General features: G+C 45.3%; 9 protein-coding genes. 7 read left to right on the forward strand and 2 right to left on the reverse strand.

What is annotated here, in order from left to right; translation table 11 throughout:
- Positions 1-2,331: an ArnT family glycosyltransferase gene (locus tag TON_RS09260; RefSeq protein WP_012572781.1), complete on the forward strand. Its 2,331-nt coding sequence runs from the start codon at positions 1-3 to the stop codon at positions 2,329-2,331.
- Here the strand turns inward: TON_RS09260 and TON_RS09265 are convergent.
- Positions 2,328-4,748: a glycosyltransferase family 39 protein gene (locus TON_RS09265; protein ID WP_238516397.1), complete on the reverse strand. Its 2,421-nt coding sequence runs from the start codon at positions 4,746-4,748 to the stop codon at positions 2,328-2,330. The two genes, TON_RS09260 and TON_RS09265, sit on opposite strands and share 4 nt — an antisense overlap.
- A 97-nt stretch (positions 4,749-4,845) precedes the next feature.
- Here TON_RS09265 and TON_RS09270 point away from each other — a divergent pair, with 97 nt between their 5' ends.
- The 3 genes from TON_RS09270 to TON_RS09280 are packed head-to-tail and all read left to right on the forward strand — an operon-like array spanning position 4,846 to position 8,169.
- Positions 4,846-5,970, forward strand: coding sequence for a glycosyltransferase family 4 protein (locus tag TON_RS09270; RefSeq protein ID WP_012572783.1), 1,125 nt, complete (start codon positions 4,846-4,848; stop codon positions 5,968-5,970).
- On the forward strand, positions 5,960-7,078 hold the full coding sequence (locus TON_RS09275; RefSeq protein ID WP_012572784.1) for a glycosyltransferase family 2 protein: 1,119 nt from the start codon (positions 5,960-5,962) through the stop codon (positions 7,076-7,078). The genes TON_RS09270 and TON_RS09275 overlap by 11 nt, the downstream gene beginning before the upstream one ends.
- Positions 7,078-8,169, forward strand: coding sequence for a glycosyltransferase family 4 protein (locus TON_RS09280; protein WP_012572785.1), 1,092 nt, complete (start codon positions 7,078-7,080; stop codon positions 8,167-8,169). Before TON_RS09275 ends, TON_RS09280 begins: the two co-directional genes overlap by 1 nt.
- On the opposite strand, the gene TON_RS09285 is transcribed toward TON_RS09280, so the two are convergent.
- A complete protein-coding gene (locus tag TON_RS09285; RefSeq protein ID WP_238516399.1) occupies positions 8,153-8,755 on the reverse strand; it encodes a hypothetical protein in 603 nt (200 codons plus the stop codon). The genes TON_RS09280 and TON_RS09285 overlap by 17 nt on opposite strands.
- Positions 8,756-9,560: 805 nt before the next feature.
- Here TON_RS09285 and TON_RS09295 point away from each other — a divergent pair.
- The 3 genes from TON_RS09295 to TON_RS09305 all read left to right on the forward strand — a co-directional run bounded on the left by TON_RS09295 (position 9,561) and on the right by TON_RS09305 (position 18,430).
- The gene (locus TON_RS09295; RefSeq protein WP_012572786.1) at positions 9,561-15,374 is read left to right on the forward strand and encodes a carboxypeptidase-like regulatory domain-containing protein; all 5,814 of its coding nucleotides are present in this window, start codon (positions 9,561-9,563) and stop codon (positions 15,372-15,374) included.
- 78 nt (positions 15,375-15,452) lie between these two features.
- Positions 15,453-16,175 (forward strand): hypothetical protein, encoded by a 723-nt coding sequence (locus tag TON_RS09300; protein ID WP_012572787.1) that lies wholly within the window; start codon positions 15,453-15,455, stop codon positions 16,173-16,175.
- A gap of 2 nt (positions 16,176-16,177) precedes the next feature.
- The gene (locus tag TON_RS09305) at positions 16,178-18,430 is read left to right on the forward strand and encodes a hypothetical protein (protein ID WP_012572788.1); all 2,253 of its coding nucleotides are present in this window, start codon (positions 16,178-16,180) and stop codon (positions 18,428-18,430) included.
- The last annotated feature ends 97 nt before the right edge of the window (positions 18,431-18,527 follow it).

Consider the following 18,527-nt stretch of genomic DNA (forward strand, 5'->3'; position numbering starts at 1 on the left):
ATGGGGAAGGATACTGGGGTTCATTTAGGAGGCCTCGCTCATAAGGTCTCTACAAATACGTTGATATTCCCTTCGATCTTCATCTTGGCACTTTTGGTTAGGATTAGAGATCTCAATAGGCCGTTTACTGAGTATTTCCGATACATTAACTGTCAGTATGCGGTTTATGCTAAAAATTATGTCTGGTATGGTTACTTAAATACCAAGCTGGGTTTAATATCGACACCGTATTATGTTTATAACGGTGGGTATGAGTACTATTTTCACCATCCTCCTCTCATCAGTATATGGGTATCTCTGTTTTTCCGGCTCTTTGGGATAACCGAAGCCAGCGTTAGATTGGCTGAGATAGTATTATCCCTGGTTACCCTTGTTATGGTTTATAAGATTTCAAAGCGCCTTTGGGGAGACACAGTTGCCTATGTTTCATCTCTAATCTTCGCGTTACTGCCCATGACCGCGTATTATGATAGAATCGTGGCTCCCGATTATTCGGCGATCCCTTTTGTTCTCCTCACACTGTATTTCTATATCCTGTGGTCTGAACACCCCAAATCTAGGTATCTAGTATACATGGGACTCTCCCTTTTCGTGGGTACTTGGTTCGACTGGCAGGCATATATCATCGTGTTGGGAATTGGAATTCATGCTGTTCTCTCAGATCGGCCAGACAAACACAGGGTGTTGGTAGTACTGTTTGGAACTGCGCTATTAGCTTTCGCGTCTTACCTCCTCTTTGTGTTTATGGTGGGAGGTCGTGAACAGATCGTGGAGTTATACCATGGCTTTCTCACCAGGACAGGGATTAAAGTTTACCACGGATTTGATCGTCCAGGAGCTCGCTATACATTCACCATTTTACAATTTTTGGTCCTTGAGCTTAAGAGGGCACTTAACCTGTTTACCTCTATAATCCTGCTGTTCACGGTTTTCTGGGCAGGATACTATGTTATCCGGAGGCCCGTTAGGGATGGATATATACTACCTCTTTTTTTCCATGGGCTTGTGAGCATCTTTGTGTTTAAACAAGGGGCGTGGATACATGATTTCTGGCTCTACCAGCTCGTTCCTGCAATGGTGCTTTCCTCTGGAAGGGGCATTGTTCTTTTTGCAGAACTGCCCAACAGGTGGGTGTCTGTCTCTAAAGGGATTCATCTCTCTCTGGTATCTTTGGGCCTTTTGTTCGTGACTCTTATTGAGTCTGTGTTTACTCTTGAGATTTTAGCTGTGGTCTACAAGGTACGCATTGATTATGTTGTCGAGTTTGTAGTTGTTCTTGTGTGGTTTGTCTTAACTTTTGTTACGTGGATTGCCTTGTCTCTTCCTGACAAAGAGAGGTTGCTTGATACGGAATCACTTAAGGTATCGTTTGCTATTTTTGTCCCTATATACCTGTTATTTGGATATTCAAAGAACTTGATATATCCTTATGTTCCCAAATACGGGATTCTGCTCGTAATTGGCGTGCTTTTGATGATGGGACTATTTTGGCTGGGAATCCGAAAAAAATCTTCTGAAAGGGTATTAAAGGGAATTGTGATATTCCTAATTCTCGTGCTTTTTGCAGCTCAGGCTACCTATGTGGTTTCCATCCGGGACAGATGGGATTATCCCGTAGAATACAAATGGGGGAAAAGAATAAAGTCCATGACGTCTCCTGATGAGGGCGTTCTGGTGATTCCCGGTACGGGAATTCATAGTTACTCTTCAACGTTCTATTCCGAACGGCGTGTTGAACTTGTGTGGAATCTTGATGACCTAATTACTAAGCTTCAATCTCCCAATAGATACAGATACTTCATTGCAAACGATGCCCTTTTCAAAAACCCGAAATACTCTGAGCTAGCCTGCTATCTGTTTTCACATTATAATTCTACCTTTGTAGATGGCATGTACGTGTTTGACCTTCATTCTACGAGCGATATTGTGTTCTCATTAAATAGAACGGTCGATTTTGACCGGAAAATAAGGCTTATCAACATGTCAATGGTCAGGATAGGGGGATTAAATAACTCTATGGTTGTGTGCTATATCTGGCTACCTCTTGCCCCCATTAAACAGGACTATACTGTTTTCGTTCATTTTGTCAAAAATAACAGCATTGAATTTCAGCAGGATCATCCCCCATGTGCTGGGAAGTGCCCCACGAGTACTTGGCAGATGGGCACTCCTGTAATGGAAGTGTACTTATTGAAAGTCCCCTCAAATGGATGCTATGAATTGTATCTCGGGGTATGGAGTCCTGATACTGGTAAACGATTACCAGTCAACTGTGTATGCAATGATGGTAATACCAGGGCATTTCTTGGTGATGTCTGTTTCACTGGCTAGTGGCTGGGGGTATTAACCCTAAAAACTCCCCTATCAAGGACTCTCCCTTTAATCTCGTGTGAATACCTCACAACAACGCTTCCGTTCAGCTGCTCAGGAAGCGTGAACTCACTCATCCCACTGACATCGTAGCATCTCCTGAACACTCTCGTCCCGTTGTCTAAAAATCCTTCGATTACCAGATCTGTCCCCGTGGCATTGGTAAACCTCAGCACGATTTTGTCCCCATCCCTGAGGACCGCCACGTTGGGGTGTTCGAATCTGAAAATCTTTATGTATCCTCTGTCCGAGTAAACCAGGCGGTAGTTTGGTGCCCTCTCCGTGAACATCAGCCTGGCGAGGGTCGTGTTGAATGCCCTGCCGTTCATCAGCACCGCGTAGCCGTAGTTCAGGTTGAGGTACACGTAGGCATCTGCCTTCTGGATCCCTGTGACGTTCACCTCCCTGACCCCTGCAGTGTCTTCAACGAAGGCTTTCCTGGGGGAGAACCTGCTCCCCCCTACCGTTACCACTACCTCCCAGCTGCTGCTCCTGGTTCTGGCCGATATGGAGTACCCCTCTCTTTCGAAGAGGAACGCTCCTCCAACCTGCTCCACGAGTGGAATGGGCACCATCGGGTAGTCCTTGGGAGGAACTCCAGCCGTCTCCAGCACTGCCGGGAACTTTAAAACGGTGTCGTATGATACTATGATGTAATCCACGCCCAGATTCATAAGCTCCTCTTCGCTGGCCAGACCCATGTAATACCTAGCTACGAACTCGTTTGGAACCCCTTGAGTAACTGGGGCTCTCCAGGAGTAGTAGGTAACCCAATATCCTTGATCCCACCAGGTGAGAACAATATCGTTTCCGTTGGAATGCTCGCTGAGATAGATTAGGGCTTTCTCCCATTCAGCATTCATAAATGGTTTTACGTTGAGTGTGTTCTGTACGCCTACCCATGCGGTGGGAACAGTGACAAGGACTATGAGAATACCAGCTATAACTGGATGACTGCGGATGTTCAACTTATGGATCTCCCTTACAAGGTTCCATAACCCAACTCCGCCGAGTATGGCGACCGCAGGGGAACCTATAAAGAGGAATCTAGTCCAAGTGTATATCATAGGTATACTTGGCAACACAAATCCGAGCACAACGAAGTCTTCAATGGCAATCTTTGAGGGTCTGAGTCGTAAAAGAAAGAACAAAGCTGCAATGATTACTGAACCGTAGGAGATCCACACATCCCGGAGGGACGGTTGCCGCGTTTCTGTGATGGATTCCCCGCTGAAGTGCTTTATAAAACTTAAAAAAGTGCCTTCTATGAATCCGTAGTACTTCACCATCAAAACTAACGCCAATATGAGGAGTACAACTATAATCCCGACACGATGCGTCCTACTTCGTATGACTTTAGATATTATGAACAAAAGCACGATAAATGCAAGGGCTAGTGGAACTGCATATCTTATGTAAGCCAGTAAGAAAGCATCCTTAATGGTCTCAAGGTGAAATCCGAGCTTCTGTGCAGTTTCGATACCTAGAGGACGATTCCATCCAAACATTCCATAGTAAAAGTACTCCCCAAGAAAATTCGCCAATAGGGCTCCGAAGAGAGTAGATACAACGATGGCTACTGAGTCAACTAACATACGAGACTTCTGGAGTAACAGTGCACCTATGGATAGAAATATAGCGTTTCCAAGGAGGAACACGAATATTAGGTAATATGCACTCCAAAATATACTTGCCAGGCCTGATGCTAATGCTGGTACTAGATAGAGTAGCAGTCTCCTCTTTTTCCAGCTTTCTCCTTCATTCCGGCGTGAGAGAGCAAGGCTAATTCCCAAGAGAGCGAGACTGTACCAGAAAAGCAGATAGTTGTCCCCCCGATAATATCCAGCTATTGAACGGAAGACGTGTCCAAAGGAGATGGATAAAAACAACGCGCTTAAAAATGCTTCTTCTCTGCCATACAGCTTCCAGACAGACAGATACACGAATATAATGGTTAAAACGCCAAAAATGACAGGTGTTATCCTGAATGAATCGTAGAGTGAGATTCCAAAAATCGATAAGATCCTGTATACATAAGCCGGGGTCATCCAGAGGCCAAGTGGATGAAAGTTATTTACAAGCATGCCCCAAGGAGCTTTGGCGTACGGGAAAAAGTTCACCCACTCCCCAAGTTTAAGGGAATACTTAACGTATGCCATATGAAAATATGTGTCATAGCCAAGAAGATAGCTTAATCTAAAGGGTATTAAGCGAATAGCGATGGCGATGCTAGTTAAAATAGGGAGGGCATACTTTGGTTTAAGCAGGTTTTTGATAACGCTCAGAATGAATTCTAGTGTAACTGTTCTCACTTGAATCCCCCATAGCAGTACCTTTTCTGAGAATATTAAAAGCATTGTGTTATTCTCTATCTTCACAAAGTTTAATGTTAAAAAATAGGGGCATCATAAAACGTTCAGGGGTAGATAATTTTAAAGCCATAACCCAAAAGCAAAGGGAGGGGAGAGCAGGATTATGAAGATTGCATTTGTTTATGATGCGTTATATCCAGAAATCAAAGGGGGCGTGGAACGTAGGCTGTATGAAATTGGAAAGAGACTTGCAAAAAGGCATGAGGTGCACTGGTACTCCTTCAATTGGTGGGGTTCTAATAAGCAACTAGAACGTGAAGGTATAATTATCCATGGCGTTGGAAGGCCCGTTCACTTCTACAAAGGTAACAAGCGGGATCCCAAGGAGGCAATAATGTTTTCTTGGAGACTATTGATGAAAAAAGTAAACTCTTACGACATTGTGGACTGCCAGGAGTTCCCTTACTTGCCCAGTTATTCGGCAAAATTCAAATTTGCCGATTCAGGTAATTTTGTAATAACGTGGCATGAGTATTGGGGAGAATATTGGGGAGAATACCTTCCTGCTGGGTCAAGAATTGGGAGATTAGTAGAAGATAACATGCTAAAACTGACAGAGAATCATGTCGTGGTTTCAAAACACACTTTGCAGAGGTTGTGTAAAGTACGAGCGGGGAGATTTGAGTTAATACCTAATGGTATTGACTTCAAAGCCATAAAAAAGGTACCTCCTCATCGGGAGAAGAGATATGATGCAGTATTCGTTGGCAGGCTCGTAGAACATAAAAATGTGATGTTGCTACTAAGAGCGATAAAGCCGATACGGACTGAGTATCCCACATTCAGAGTTGGAATAATTGGGGATGGGCCCCAGAAAAAAGAATTAGAAACTTTCACAAGAAGGCAAGGGCTACAGAAAAATGTAGAATTTCTGGGGTTCTTGGAGGATTTTGAGGAAGTTATAGCGATACTTAAATCTTCTAGGCTCTTAGCTTTCCCTTCTATGAGAGAAGGATTCGGCATGGTCGTTCTTGAAGCAAATGCCTCTGGAATTCCAGTAGTTACCGTGGATGCTCCCTTAAATGCATCAAAAGAACTGATATTGCCTGGAAAGAATGGTTATGTAAGCACTCCTACGCCGGAAGATTTTGCACAGAAAATCTTATTAGCGTGGGAAAATTCTTACAAGATGAGACGACAGTCTATCTCACTTGCAAGGAAATACGACTGGGATAATATCTCTAAGAAGTTGGAAAGATACTACAAGGGTGTGCTGCATGAAACCTGAGGTGACGGTTGTTTTACCTACAAGAAATGAGGAAAGGGCTATATCGATAATGCTGCCCCGTATCAGGGGTGTGCTGGAGAGGCTGGAGGTACCATACGAGATTATTGTTGTGGATAAGAGTGTCGATAAAACCCCTGAAATAGCCGAACAGCTCGGTGCGAAGGTTATTAAGCAGGAAGGTATTGGCTATGGCGATGCATACCTAACTGGGTTCAAACATGCAGATGGAAAGTTCATTATAATGATGGATCCCGATGGTAGCTATGACCCAGAGGATATTCCAAATATCTTGAAGCCCCTCCTAGAGGGGGAGGCAGACTTTGTAATAGGTACCCGGCTGAGGGGGAAGATGGATAAGGGCGCCATGCCCTGGCTTCACAAATATATTGGGAATCCCCTTCTAACCAAAATTCTCAACATCCTCTTCAAAGCTGGAATATCTGACGCTCACTGTGGTATGAGAGCCATAAGAAAGGATGTACTTGATCAACTGCCCCTGAAATGTAGGGGGATGGAGTTTGCGAGTGAAATGGTCATAGAGGCTGCAAAGAAGAATCTGAGGATAGTTGAGGTTCCCATCAGGTACCATCAGAGGATTGGTGAATCAAAGCTCAGCTCCTTTAAAGATGGGTGGAGACACCTGAGACTTATGTTGCTGTATTCCCCATCGCATCTGTTCCTCTTCCCTGGAATACTGCTCCTGGGTATGGGACTTCTGCTTATGGGGTACACTTACTTCATTAACCCAGAGAGACTGCATACAATGATACTCGGCAGTGCACTTACCCTACTCAGTGTTCAGATCCTGAGCTTTGGGATCTCTGCCAAGGTCTATGCGGCTAAGGAGGGGCTGGATGAACCCACAAGACTCACGAACTTCTTTATGAGGTATTCAATCCTCGAGGAGGGCTTGTTGGTCGGGGGGATTATGTTCATTATAGGAATTATGTTAGGTGTCCATATCTTCCTCCAGTGGCAAAACGCGGGATACGGTGCTTTGTTCAAGCTGAAGGAGGCCATTCTTGTACTGACGTTCACGACGATTGGAATCCAGGTAATGTTTTTTGCGTTCTTCGTTAGCATATATCTCCTCAAGGGGGACGATTAATGGAAAAAGACAGAAAGTCTATTCTGATTGTCTCTCCATATTTTTATCCTGAAGGTGGGGGCTTGGAAAGGTATGCATTTCACATGGCCAAACGGCTTGCAAAAGAACATGATGTTGAAGTACTCTGCATGACTAAAGGCTCAGAAAGCAGCGAGGATATGAACGGATTTAGGGTATGCAGGATAAAACCGGAACTTATAGTCTCTAACACACCCATCGGGTTGAAGTTTGTTGTTGCCTTAGCCAAGAGGATGAAACATAAAGATCTAATAATTGCACATACTCCCGTGCCGTTCGCTGCTGATGTGGCTGCAATTCTCTCGGGGATATACGACATTCCGATCAGGATAGTCTACCATACTGTCGGCCTCAAAAAGGGAGCGAGGCTCTTGGATTTCATTGCTGTCATCTACATGGCCACGCTTGAGAGGTTAACGCTTCGGAGGGCGATGATAACTTCAGTATCCCGTTCTGTGTGGGAATATCTGAAAAGGAAGGGGTACAACTCGGAAATCTCATATCCTCCTATGGCTCATAGTCTAATGGAGCACTGTCTCCTAAATCTTCCCGTAAAGAGGAAAAACGTAATCCTTTTCGTAGGCCAGCTTGGGAGGTATCACAGATTCAAGAACCTTGATCTTCTTCTTGGGGCGTTTTCTGAGGTCTCATCACGATATCCAGGATGGGAGTTGTGGATAGTTGGGGACGGTGATATGAAACCCGAATACGTTTCCCTTGTGTCTAAACTTGGAATATCCCAGAGAGTACGGTTTCTGGGGCGGATAAACGACCCTGATGATCTAGCCCGGGTGTACTCTACAGCCAAGATGCTTGTCCTGCCCTCCTCTTTCGAGTCCTTTGGGATGGTGGTTGTGGAGGCTCAAGCATTTGGCGTTCCTGTTGTTATTTCTCCGAATGTGGGTTCGAAGGTGTTTGTTCTGGATGGCAAAACTGGAACTATTATGAAAACTATTAAGATTGAGTCATTGGAGGAGGCCCTTGAGACCCTGATGAGCAATCCCAAACGGCTTAGGAAAATGGCCATTCTCTCACGGAAGTTTACACAACACAGGATCAGATCTTCCCCTTGAGCTTTAGAGTTGAGATCACCCGCTTCAGTCTGATGGTCTCTTTGGTAAAAGATCTGAAGCCAAAACGACGTTCTATTTTGGTTATATCCTTTTTGATATCTCTAATGGGACGCAGTTTTGATTTGTCTCCTTCATCAACCACCCACCACGGCACTAAAGTCAGGCTGGGAATCCTGCCTATACCGTGGCCGTAGACCCTTATCGGGAGAAGTGGAGTAACGATCTCGCCGAAGAGCTCTCCGTGGTCTGCCGTGACAACCGTTCTACCACGGAGTTTGTGGAGTAGTAGCTCCACATAGGGGATGACTATGCGGAGGTTTTCCACGTATGCCTTGATAAGACGATGAAGACTGAAGTAGGCATATATCTCCGAGAGGTATATCTTGTGAGGGGGTTCCCTTGGGAATCCCCGCAGAGAAAAGTCACCCTCTTCAACGGAGTTCTTGATGAGGGTCATTGCATCGTCCTTAAAGTTCCTAAGGGTGAAATATGGGTGATGGGGCTGGAGGAAGTGAATTATTAAGCGTTTGTCTGGGTATTTCTCCATTGCTTTTATCGTCTCGAGGTATACAGCGCTGGGCGGCACCGTGCTGTACTTTTCATCCCAGTGCTTTTTCCATACCGATACAATTCTATGGAACTTCCCGCGAAGGTATCTGTCTACGAAGGGGTTTGCAGTTATGTAAACTATATCATCGTATTGTTCATCATAAAAGTTCTTTACCAGGAACTCGCCAGTCCATGAACCGAGCGAGAATTTTGATTTGAGCTCGCCAGGCAGGTTTCTCTCTAGGAACTCTTGCTTGAATACGTCGAACCTGCAATCATCAAGTATTATGAGGTGATCCCATGGCTCGTTGAATATGGGTTCTCCGGGATTTCTGCGGGTAATCTCGACGATACCTTTCAGGAGGTATTCCTTTGTCTTATGGACAAAGAGGTGGTTTTTGTCTTTTTGGGATTCATAATTCCAGTATTTCTATATCATCTAAAAATTTTGTTGTGTGGACTTTTTGACTGTCAAGTCTCAAAGTTTGCTATATCCATAAATCGTGATGAACATTTGAAATCATTTTATAAATTGTTTAACTATCAATAGTATGAATTTGTTCAATATGTGTGCCCTTGTACACTCTAACGTTGTTTATGTTACATTTTGCATTACTATCTCTTGTTATATTTTAAAACTAATGCTTGCTACTGGTATATACAGTTGTTTTTGTCATTTTTTATAGTTTATTTTATGTCCATATATACACAAGTGCACAGTAATACAACTATATCAAGTTGATACTTTACTAACGAAAAATTTATATCATGTATTTGCTTAATACTTCAGTGGCCTACGAGGCCGTCTCTCTATTGACAGAACCAAAGGTGGGTGAAGTGGTATGAATAAATGCAAGAAAGCCCAAATTTTTGGCCTGGTGTTGGCATTTTTGATTCTGGCATCAGTAGTGCCAAGCTTTGCACCAGGCTTTATGACCCCCGTTAAGGCAGCGGGCTACATTACAGGAATTAGTGCGGATACGAACTATGGAGGCTGGGTATTATTCGCAGGTTTTGAATACTTTGTCAACATAACCATTAACGCAACCCAGCAGACATTTGCAAATGTGACATTGTATTACATATACCAGGATGGTCATAATGAAAGCGTTTACAGCAGAGTTAAGCCCATTTCAACAGGCTCCAACACGGTTCTCATAAACTCAACTGATCCCGGGGACATTGATCCATCTTACTCAAAAGTACCTCAGGATGTTGAAAGGGTCACCCTTGTTGTTTATGAGTACGATATTGCCAACGGCAACATTCCTTATACTGGCACCATTTTTGAATTCAACGTTAGGTATCCATTTACAGTAGTCCTTCAGGACATACAGAGCAGTGTTCCGTACTACAATGGAACAGACTGGCTCAATGACAAGGCTCTTGAGTACATACCTTTCAATATGACAGTCAATGTTACCTACGACCCACAGCTCGTTAATAGCTCTTTGATAACGGTTCCATCCAGCCAGATTGTCAACATAACTCTTCCGGACGATAGTGGTCCAAAGGTTCTGCAGATTATCGTAAACATTACTGATAAGACTGATCCCACACTTATCCAGAATAACCATGGTAGTGCATTCGTTGAGCTTAGTGGTGGTGTGAACGCGTCTGATGTGGTGAAAGTAGCATCCACTGCAGGAGGATACACTTACGTTAACAACAGTGCTCTCACTATATATGACTGGGGTCTTGATTACACATACAAAGTCGTACCCTCTGCTACTGACGACCATACTCCGTACAAGTATGTGCCATTTGATCTGTATATGAATCTCACTGCTGTCTTTGCTTTTGGCATAGTGGGGGTTAACGACACTGCAAGTGTAGTAGTTACTAGTGACGTGGTAGGTGGTTCAAACACTACTACCATGATAAACGGTACTGCTGAGATTGTCATTAAAAACCTCATCGTAGATCCGGCCGATGTTACAATTACATTTGCCACACATTGGGAAGAACTCTATGGTGACTTCACAATAACTGGAGCTCCGTGGAACATTTATGTAAGTGACTATACCGTATATTATACCGGTGGGAGCCAGAATGACGATGTGTTCTATGTAAATGTGCCGGCTACTCTCAATGTTGAAGTCCAATACAATCTTACGGCTGTTATTAACTCGACACCGGACTACAAGATACTTCTCAACGGTAATGAGATCGCTAATGGAACATTCGATGTCGTCAATAATTTTGGCTCATTTGAAGTTAACATAACCCCAAATGAGGTCGGTACGATTACGGTTGTCATAAATGACACTACATATCATGTTAGCACGACCATGGACATCCCTGTCAAAGCTTGGAACGTTACTAGCAACTACACAGTTTTCAACTATGGCATCTACCCAGATAATGTCTTCTACGTCAGTATTCCAGCGGATCTTGACATCAGTGCCCAGTTTACTCCTCTGGGAATTTTCCTGAACTCCAGCGTCGTTGTTGAGGTCTATGACATGAACAATAACCTTCTGAACACCACGGTACTACCAATAACTGACAACTTTGGAAGTGGAACTGTTCTTACCAATGTGGAATTCAATGAACCTGGCTATGTGCTCGTAAAGGTTTATAACGACACTTACATGGTCTGGACTAGCTATACTATCCCGATAAAGGACTGGGGCATTTACGTTAGCACAACACCTGCGAATCTTACTGTTGGCCAGACCACAGATATCACCGTCGAGGTGGGAGAGAGTCTCCAGTTCCCAGGAAGCAGAAACGTTAATGTTACCCTTGAACTTCCTGATGGTTACACCGAGACTAAGACCCTCACGCTTGAAGGGCCCATTGCTGCCGGACAGGGCGGTTATTATGGATTTGTGACCTTCGCAAACATAACCGCCAACAGTGTTGGCCTCGCCAAGATCATTGTCACCGACGTTCTTACTGGGAAGACCGTTACCCACTACATGCTCATCGAGCCCAGTTTTACCATAACCAACCGGTACATCGAGGTCACCGCCATGCCGGTCAGCAGTCCAGTTTACGCGTATTTACCGAATACCCTTAACATCGAGCTCCAGTACAAGTCTAAAAGTGGGGACTACATATTCAATGAAGACATTAATACCGAGGCTAATGTCACCATAATTGACGCTGATGGAAATGTCTACACTATCAATTACGTGCCTGTTAAGAATGGATACGTTAAATTTAACTACAATATCCCAGTTAACGGCACTAATCCGATTTACATTGAGGCTGTTGACGCATACAATGCTAGTGTAGTTGGCGTTGCGATGGTTTCAGTGGAGACATGGAATGCTACCTTCGACTTCACTACCGACGGCGACGTCTACCAGTACGTTGACAACACCCTTTACGTGACCGTTTACGTCAACGGCCCGAGCGTCCCGGTCGACGTTACCATTAACGGAGCTTCTGTTGGTTCCTACAGCAATGGTGATGTCATAACTGTCGCCATAGTTGACCCGCAGGGAACCCTCACCTACAATGTCGAGGCTACCTATAATGGCCACGTCGTTGGTACAGGTAGCTACGTCATCGAGCCTATCATCTGGAATGCCACCATAATCGTCGAGCCGGACATGCTCTACTGGGGAATCAGCGACGAGCTTCACGTCAGTGCTGAGCCCACTGGCAATGTCCCACTCATCGCGGACGATCTAAACGTTGACGTCAGCACTAACTACGGAAACGCCAGCGGTGCTGGTGCGATTACAATACTGCTGACCAACCCAACTGACAACGTCACCGGAACCGTCTATGTCTACTACAATGGCCATCTAATAAACTCCACCGCAGTTAGCATACCTGTCGAGAGCTGGGACATCATTGTCCAATACACACCAACAGAGTTCTACTATCTGCCACATGGGTATGCCAACCCGCCGCTCATGGGCAACGTGACCCTTAGCCTGCCATGGGATGTGGCCAGTGCTGCGAACGTGGGATTTGAGGTTTCACTTCCGACGCTTGGAATTGGAGGGGGCTCTCAGGGATCCAACTACTTTGACATAGACTTCAGTTGGGCACCTGAGAAGTTCGTCTTCAACCAGAGCGGCGTCGTCCAGATGATCATGATGGTCTTCGACCCGGCCACCAACTTCACGTACTTCGCCCAGACGTACGACATCCCAATAGAGCTTGCTCTTGACGCCACTGTGTCCCCGCAGATAGCCTACGTTAACGTGCCATTTGACCTTATGGTGAACGTCACCTCCATCGCGGCTAGTCCGAACATCACAGTCACCATTGACGGGACCAATTACACCGCAACTGCCTACCAGAATGGAGTCATTGTTATATCAGACGTTGTTCTTGAGCAGAACGGAATCTATACAGTCGTCATCCATGATAATGCCCTAAACGCCACAATAACTAGGGCACTTGAGGTTCGTGACTGGCATATTGAGGTAACCGCTACTCCGTCCAACATAACTGCCGGTAGTATGTACAACGTGAACTTTACAATAGCATTTGTTGACGAGATGGGTGATATGGTCAACATCACCAGTATGGCCTGTCTTATGCTTGAGTTCAGCAATAACAGCATTATACCAAGTGGTTTCTACACTTGGATGATACCCATCACAGAGGGTCATGGAGCAATAGTTAATGCACCTATCTTTGCTCCAGTTGCTGGAACCTTCCAGATTATGGTGGCTAGTAAGTACGGAATGAAGAACGACACAGAGACTATAATGGTCAACGCGCCCAACCCCGCTGACTTGACCTACGTCTATGTTAACATCAGAAAAGAAGGTTCCCTTGAGCCGCCCGGAGAGCCAGTTAGACTATACTGGGGAATCGAGATTGGCGGAGTCAAGAAGTACTTCCCGGTCTACAACCCGGTCTACAACGCCGACTACTCTGAAGGAATGTTCGAGCTGTATCCACAGCAGCCCTTCAACCTGTACGTCATAGCGGTTCCGTCCACCATTAACTATCCAATCGTAGAGGAAGGGCAGAACTATACCTGGGAGAATGTCCTCCAGTACGTCAACGAAACTTGGTACGAGCTTAACAAGACCGTTACAGCCACTTCGATCGACAATGGCTGGTCTATAATGGTCAACGTCTCCAAGTACAAGGTTAACCTCGTTAATATCACAAAAGACATTTACAACCTTCAGGTTACCAACGTTCCGGGACTCATCCAGATAGTTCCAGGGTCTGCTTCGGTCCAAGGTAATGCTATATTTAGTGGAGTCACTATGGAAACATATCACTACGAGGACTTTATGAGAGACCTCATGGCCGAGCCCGCTGAAGGCGCAACCATTATAACCATTGAACCCAATGAACTGGCCCTAGAGCTTCTTGACGATACTATGTTCAAACCAACTCAGGCCGGTGAGTACTTCACCTTTAAAGCGATGTTGAGCATTACCAACGCTGAGGAGCAGTTCGATGCTCAGTGGATGCCATTCGAGGACTGGATCAACAATATAACTTTCCTCAATGACACTGAAAAGCAAGAGATAATTGCCGAAATATTGGCCAGTGTTGGCAACGTCTCAGAACTCAACGGTCCTGTCGCCAATGAGACATTGGACTTCCACATAGACAATATGGCCATAGCTTACCTCGAGCCAACCAACGCTACCACTGACGAGACTGGAAGCGCCATCTTTAAGGTCTGTACGCAGGCCACTCCAGATATGACTCCGGAGGAGCTTATTACCCTCATGGGAGCAGTTGACGTCTGGGCTGCTTACGATGGGCTAGCCAGCAACGACATCGTTGTCGAGTTCGGTGGTACCAGTTCAATTTCAGGTGACATAACCGATGACAGTGGAAACCAGGTGCCAGGAGCCACCGTTATCTTGAAGATATGGAACGGCACTACTTGGGTCAACGCCACCGACTTCGAGGGCAACGTCCTCACCGCTGTCTCCGCCGAGGACGGACACTACGCCATAAGCAACGTCCCGGCCTCCGTTGACGGCAGCAAGTACATGATCGTCGCCACCAAGGGCAACCTCACCGGCTACGCTTACGTGACCGTCTACCCGTTCGCCACCTCAACCGCCGACGTCAAGCTCCGCGGAACCATCGAGACCAGCGGATTCGCGATGTATTCGGAGAGGATCGCCAACGCCGACACGGTCTACTTTATCTTCAACAACCTCGGAACGCCAGATGCATTCTCGACTTCCCAGTACATAGCCCGCACCGTCCCGATTGACGTCAGAACCAAGTCAGTGCTCGCTGACCAGTTCGACTTCGCCCAACTGACCGCCAACGACGTCCTCATCTCTGTTGGTGGACCTCTCGTCAACCCGGTCACCGCGGCCTACGAGGACATAGCCCCGGTCCACATGGTGGTGGACGGCATGATAACCATCGTCACCCCGCAGGGCAACTTCACTTGGCAGCCGCCTACTCCGTGGTGGAACGCCACCAAGGGCTACTTCATCATACAGCTCTTCGAGGACAACAGTGGAGCACTTGTAGTCACCATCTACGGTACTGATGCCGACAGCACCGCGGCCGGAGCCTACTACTTCATAACCCAGGTCTCCCCGAACATCGACAGCTACAACGGCATTCGTTACATCGTTGGACTGTGGGAGGACACCGAGCCCGGAGCTGACGTGCCGTTGCCGGGTGCTGACCTCGGAGACACTAGTGGATTCAGTGCCGGCGACAGCATAACCATTGTGGCCGAGGGTTGATTTTCCAAGCTTTTTTTCTCTTCATTTACCGAAACTTTTTAATTCTGCCATTTTCAAAAGAGTTGTCGGGGGATTAGTGTGAAATGGGAGCATTATCTGCTAGCTATAATGGTAATTCTTGTCATTGGTAGCATTGTATTAATAAACTCCCAAAGGGCTCCTGGGTTCTCAAAAGTTTATTTTGATAGCACTACTGTACCGGCATATTTGACTCCTAATACCACATATAGCATAGTTTTCATTATCGAATCTCATGAGAAGGGCCCCGAGGAATATTCCTTCAAGGTTTACCTAAATGATATGGTGATTAAGGACGGTAATATTTCACTCAACCCCGGTAGCATGGCTCAGGTATCCTTCGAATTCTTTATCGAGAATGTAACTTACCGAAGGGTTGTGTTGTGGGAACAAACTACGACTTACAATCTAAGTGGAATATATGATATCACAGGTAATTATATGAGATGGGGAGGTATCCTGATTGTTAATGATTCATATGGATCGCGGCTGCTTGAGCACTTACCCCCCTCGTACGCTGGGCCGAGCAATTTGAGCTTTCTCATGAATACCTCTAAAAATGTCACTGTCACTAAGATAGTTGAGAACAGGAGTAACACCAGCACGGTTGTGAAGGAATACCGGCTGATGTTGCTTAAACTGGGAGAGGACAGGTACAGAGTCATCGTCAAGGAATCCAAAATAATGTACCTGCCCGAATCGCTCACGATAAGAGTGGTAGTTGAAACAAGTAATGGGAAAGTGTATCAGATATTCAAACGTCTTCCCCTCGCGGAGGGTTAGAGGTGCAGACGCAGGTGGCGGTTTTAACTCTTTTGCTGGTTATCTCCACAATAAGCGCATACTTAATCATGGATGGGAAAGCTAATTTCCGGCTCAAACTTCTGGCGATAATCTTGTTCTCTGGTGTAGTTATTTTCTACATAAGAATCGGCTTTGGGAGGTATTTCACGACCATAGATGAATCCTACTATGTGTCCCTCCTAGGAGATTCTCTATGGTATAAGACCTCGATAGTTTCTGGCTATATAACCCCATTTTCCCTTCATCTTGTTTATTCTTTTTCTTCTGACGTGATTGGTATAGTAGTGAGATACTCCATTGTAGTAGCTGTTCTGTATATACTTATCCTGTTTTTTGCTTACCAAAGGAATGGTGTGTCCAAAAACCATGCCCTGTTGGCGATTCTACTGCTCTTCATAACTCCATTATATTGGTGGTCGGTCATTCAAATAAGGCCCCAGCAGATTGGAGTGCTGGTTGGACTTATCCTTGCAGTTCTTATCGTGACAGGACGCCCCACGTTTAGGTTTTTCGTTGGGGTTTTGATACTGTACGTAGCGCTTATTTTTGCTCACGTTCTGTCTTTTATTCTGTATTCTGCTGTTTTTGTTATGTACCTTGCCTTGTTAATACTATGGGAGAATAAACCCCGGGAAAACGCGAAAAAGTACCTTACTGTTGCAGTTTCAATAATTGTTTCGTGGATTGTGTTTGTGACGTTTCCATACTCTTCAAATCTCTTTAAGAACATGACATGGATTGCAAATAATGTATTAAATCTTCAAATGTCGGTACAGACATTCTATGTTGCCTCGACTTTTGTTATGGGGATGTTTCTTGCCATTGTGTATCTCATGGCGAAATATTTTAGCAGTCATAATCCGATTAACTTGGATTCCCTTAAGGTGCCCCTACTCAAACTTGTTGATGCAGAGGTGAATGTTTTTCGGAGATATCTGCTCTGGATAGTGGTTGGGGTGGCGGTTCTTGTTGTCTTTTACGTTCAGTTTGAACTAGGTGCTCAGATATACACTCGGGTTTACAATAATTCAACCGCAGCCGTAGTGTTCTTCCAGATGGGGAACCTGTTTTTTGCACTGTTCTTTTTGAGAGGATTCTTCATGAAGATAAGAGAAAACACAATGACGGACTTTGACATCCTGTCCGTGCTGTGGATCCCAATAGGAGTAGCTCTCCTCATTATTTCGTTTTTCATGCCAAAAGGAAGCAGCATATGGGGGTTTCATAATTGGCTGGTACGAACACTCCAGTATTTTGTTGTATTTGCGTCTCCAATTGTGGCATATTCGATTATGGGGGATATAACTCCCAAAAATTCTGTCAGAATGAGATCTGTGCTGTCTCTCCTCCTTGGAATCCTGATCATAATTAGTGTGTTGAACACCATTAGGATCCCGGGCATATACAATTATGATACCATCTGGACTCCGGAACTGGTTAACGTCTGCCAAGAATCTCCGGTATCTGCTATTTACACGCCCCGGGTGGAGAGGTCGGTATACTACACGTTTGCCATGAACAACTTGCTCAAGGTTTGTGGAGGATATCTAAAAGACCCGAACATTAAATCACCAACGTACCTTATACTTTCTTCGGATCAGCTCTACGTATACATTCCGGATTACCGGCCCATTGGGTTAGGAGCCTTTGAGAACAGTCTACAGGATGTCGGGGGGATTGCTTGGATAATCGCAGGAGGAAACAGAGATGAGGTAGGGGAATACGCCCTATCATTACTCGGAAATGCTGTACCGGTACCGGTTGAAAAGGACGGTGATTCATGCCCTCTGAGCCCAGACCGGATAGGATATCCCACTGTACTCGTTGGAGGAAAAGCCGTTAACCCCTGCACGTTGCGCTTGGTGGAGGAGCACGTTGTCCCTGTGTATTTGGATTCTTATTCCGTGAGAACACCCACTGGAATGTACTCAGTCTCACATGCTGATGCTTGGTGGAATGTGGAAGATGGGCTGTTCGTCATACAAGCTGTCGAATATTACAACACTCCGGTTTTAATAATCGAAGGTACGAATGTCGATGCCACCCTTGCTGCTGTGTACTACTTCGTTGAAGAGGTGTATCCGAATCTGTTTCTCAAATACCAGAACACCAAATACATTGTGGGGAAATGGGAAGAGGATGACGACACTGTAATTGACGTTGCGAAATTGACTTCACAGGATACCAACGGATTTAGCCCTGGGGATAAAATCACGATTCTCGAAACGGGATAGCCTTAACGGAGTGATTTAGATTTTAGCAGTTCTCTATTCCATATTTCTGGTTTGATTTTTGTTATACGGATAAATGTTGAAGGATGAGGAGAGTTTA

This window comes from Thermococcus onnurineus NA1, assembly GCF_000018365.1.
GTDB classification, from domain to species: Archaea; Methanobacteriota_B; Thermococci; order Thermococcales; family Thermococcaceae; genus Thermococcus; species Thermococcus onnurineus.

Excerpts from the sequence above, each read along its gene's own strand:
- TON_RS09260 (WP_012572781.1), top strand. The coding sequence starts at position 1 with ATGGGGAAGGATACTGGGGTTCATTTAGGAGGCCTCGCTCATAAGGTC.
- TON_RS09270 (WP_012572783.1), top strand. The coding sequence starts at position 4,846 with ATGAAGATTGCATTTGTTTATGATGCGTTATATCCAGAAATCAAAGGG.
- TON_RS09275 (WP_012572784.1), top strand. The coding sequence starts at position 5,960 with ATGAAACCTGAGGTGACGGTTGTTTTACCTACAAGAAATGAGGAAAGG.
- TON_RS09280 (WP_012572785.1), top strand. The coding sequence starts at position 7,078 with ATGGAAAAAGACAGAAAGTCTATTCTGATTGTCTCTCCATATTTTTAT.
- TON_RS09295 (WP_012572786.1), top strand. The coding sequence starts at position 9,561 with ATGAATAAATGCAAGAAAGCCCAAATTTTTGGCCTGGTGTTGGCATTT.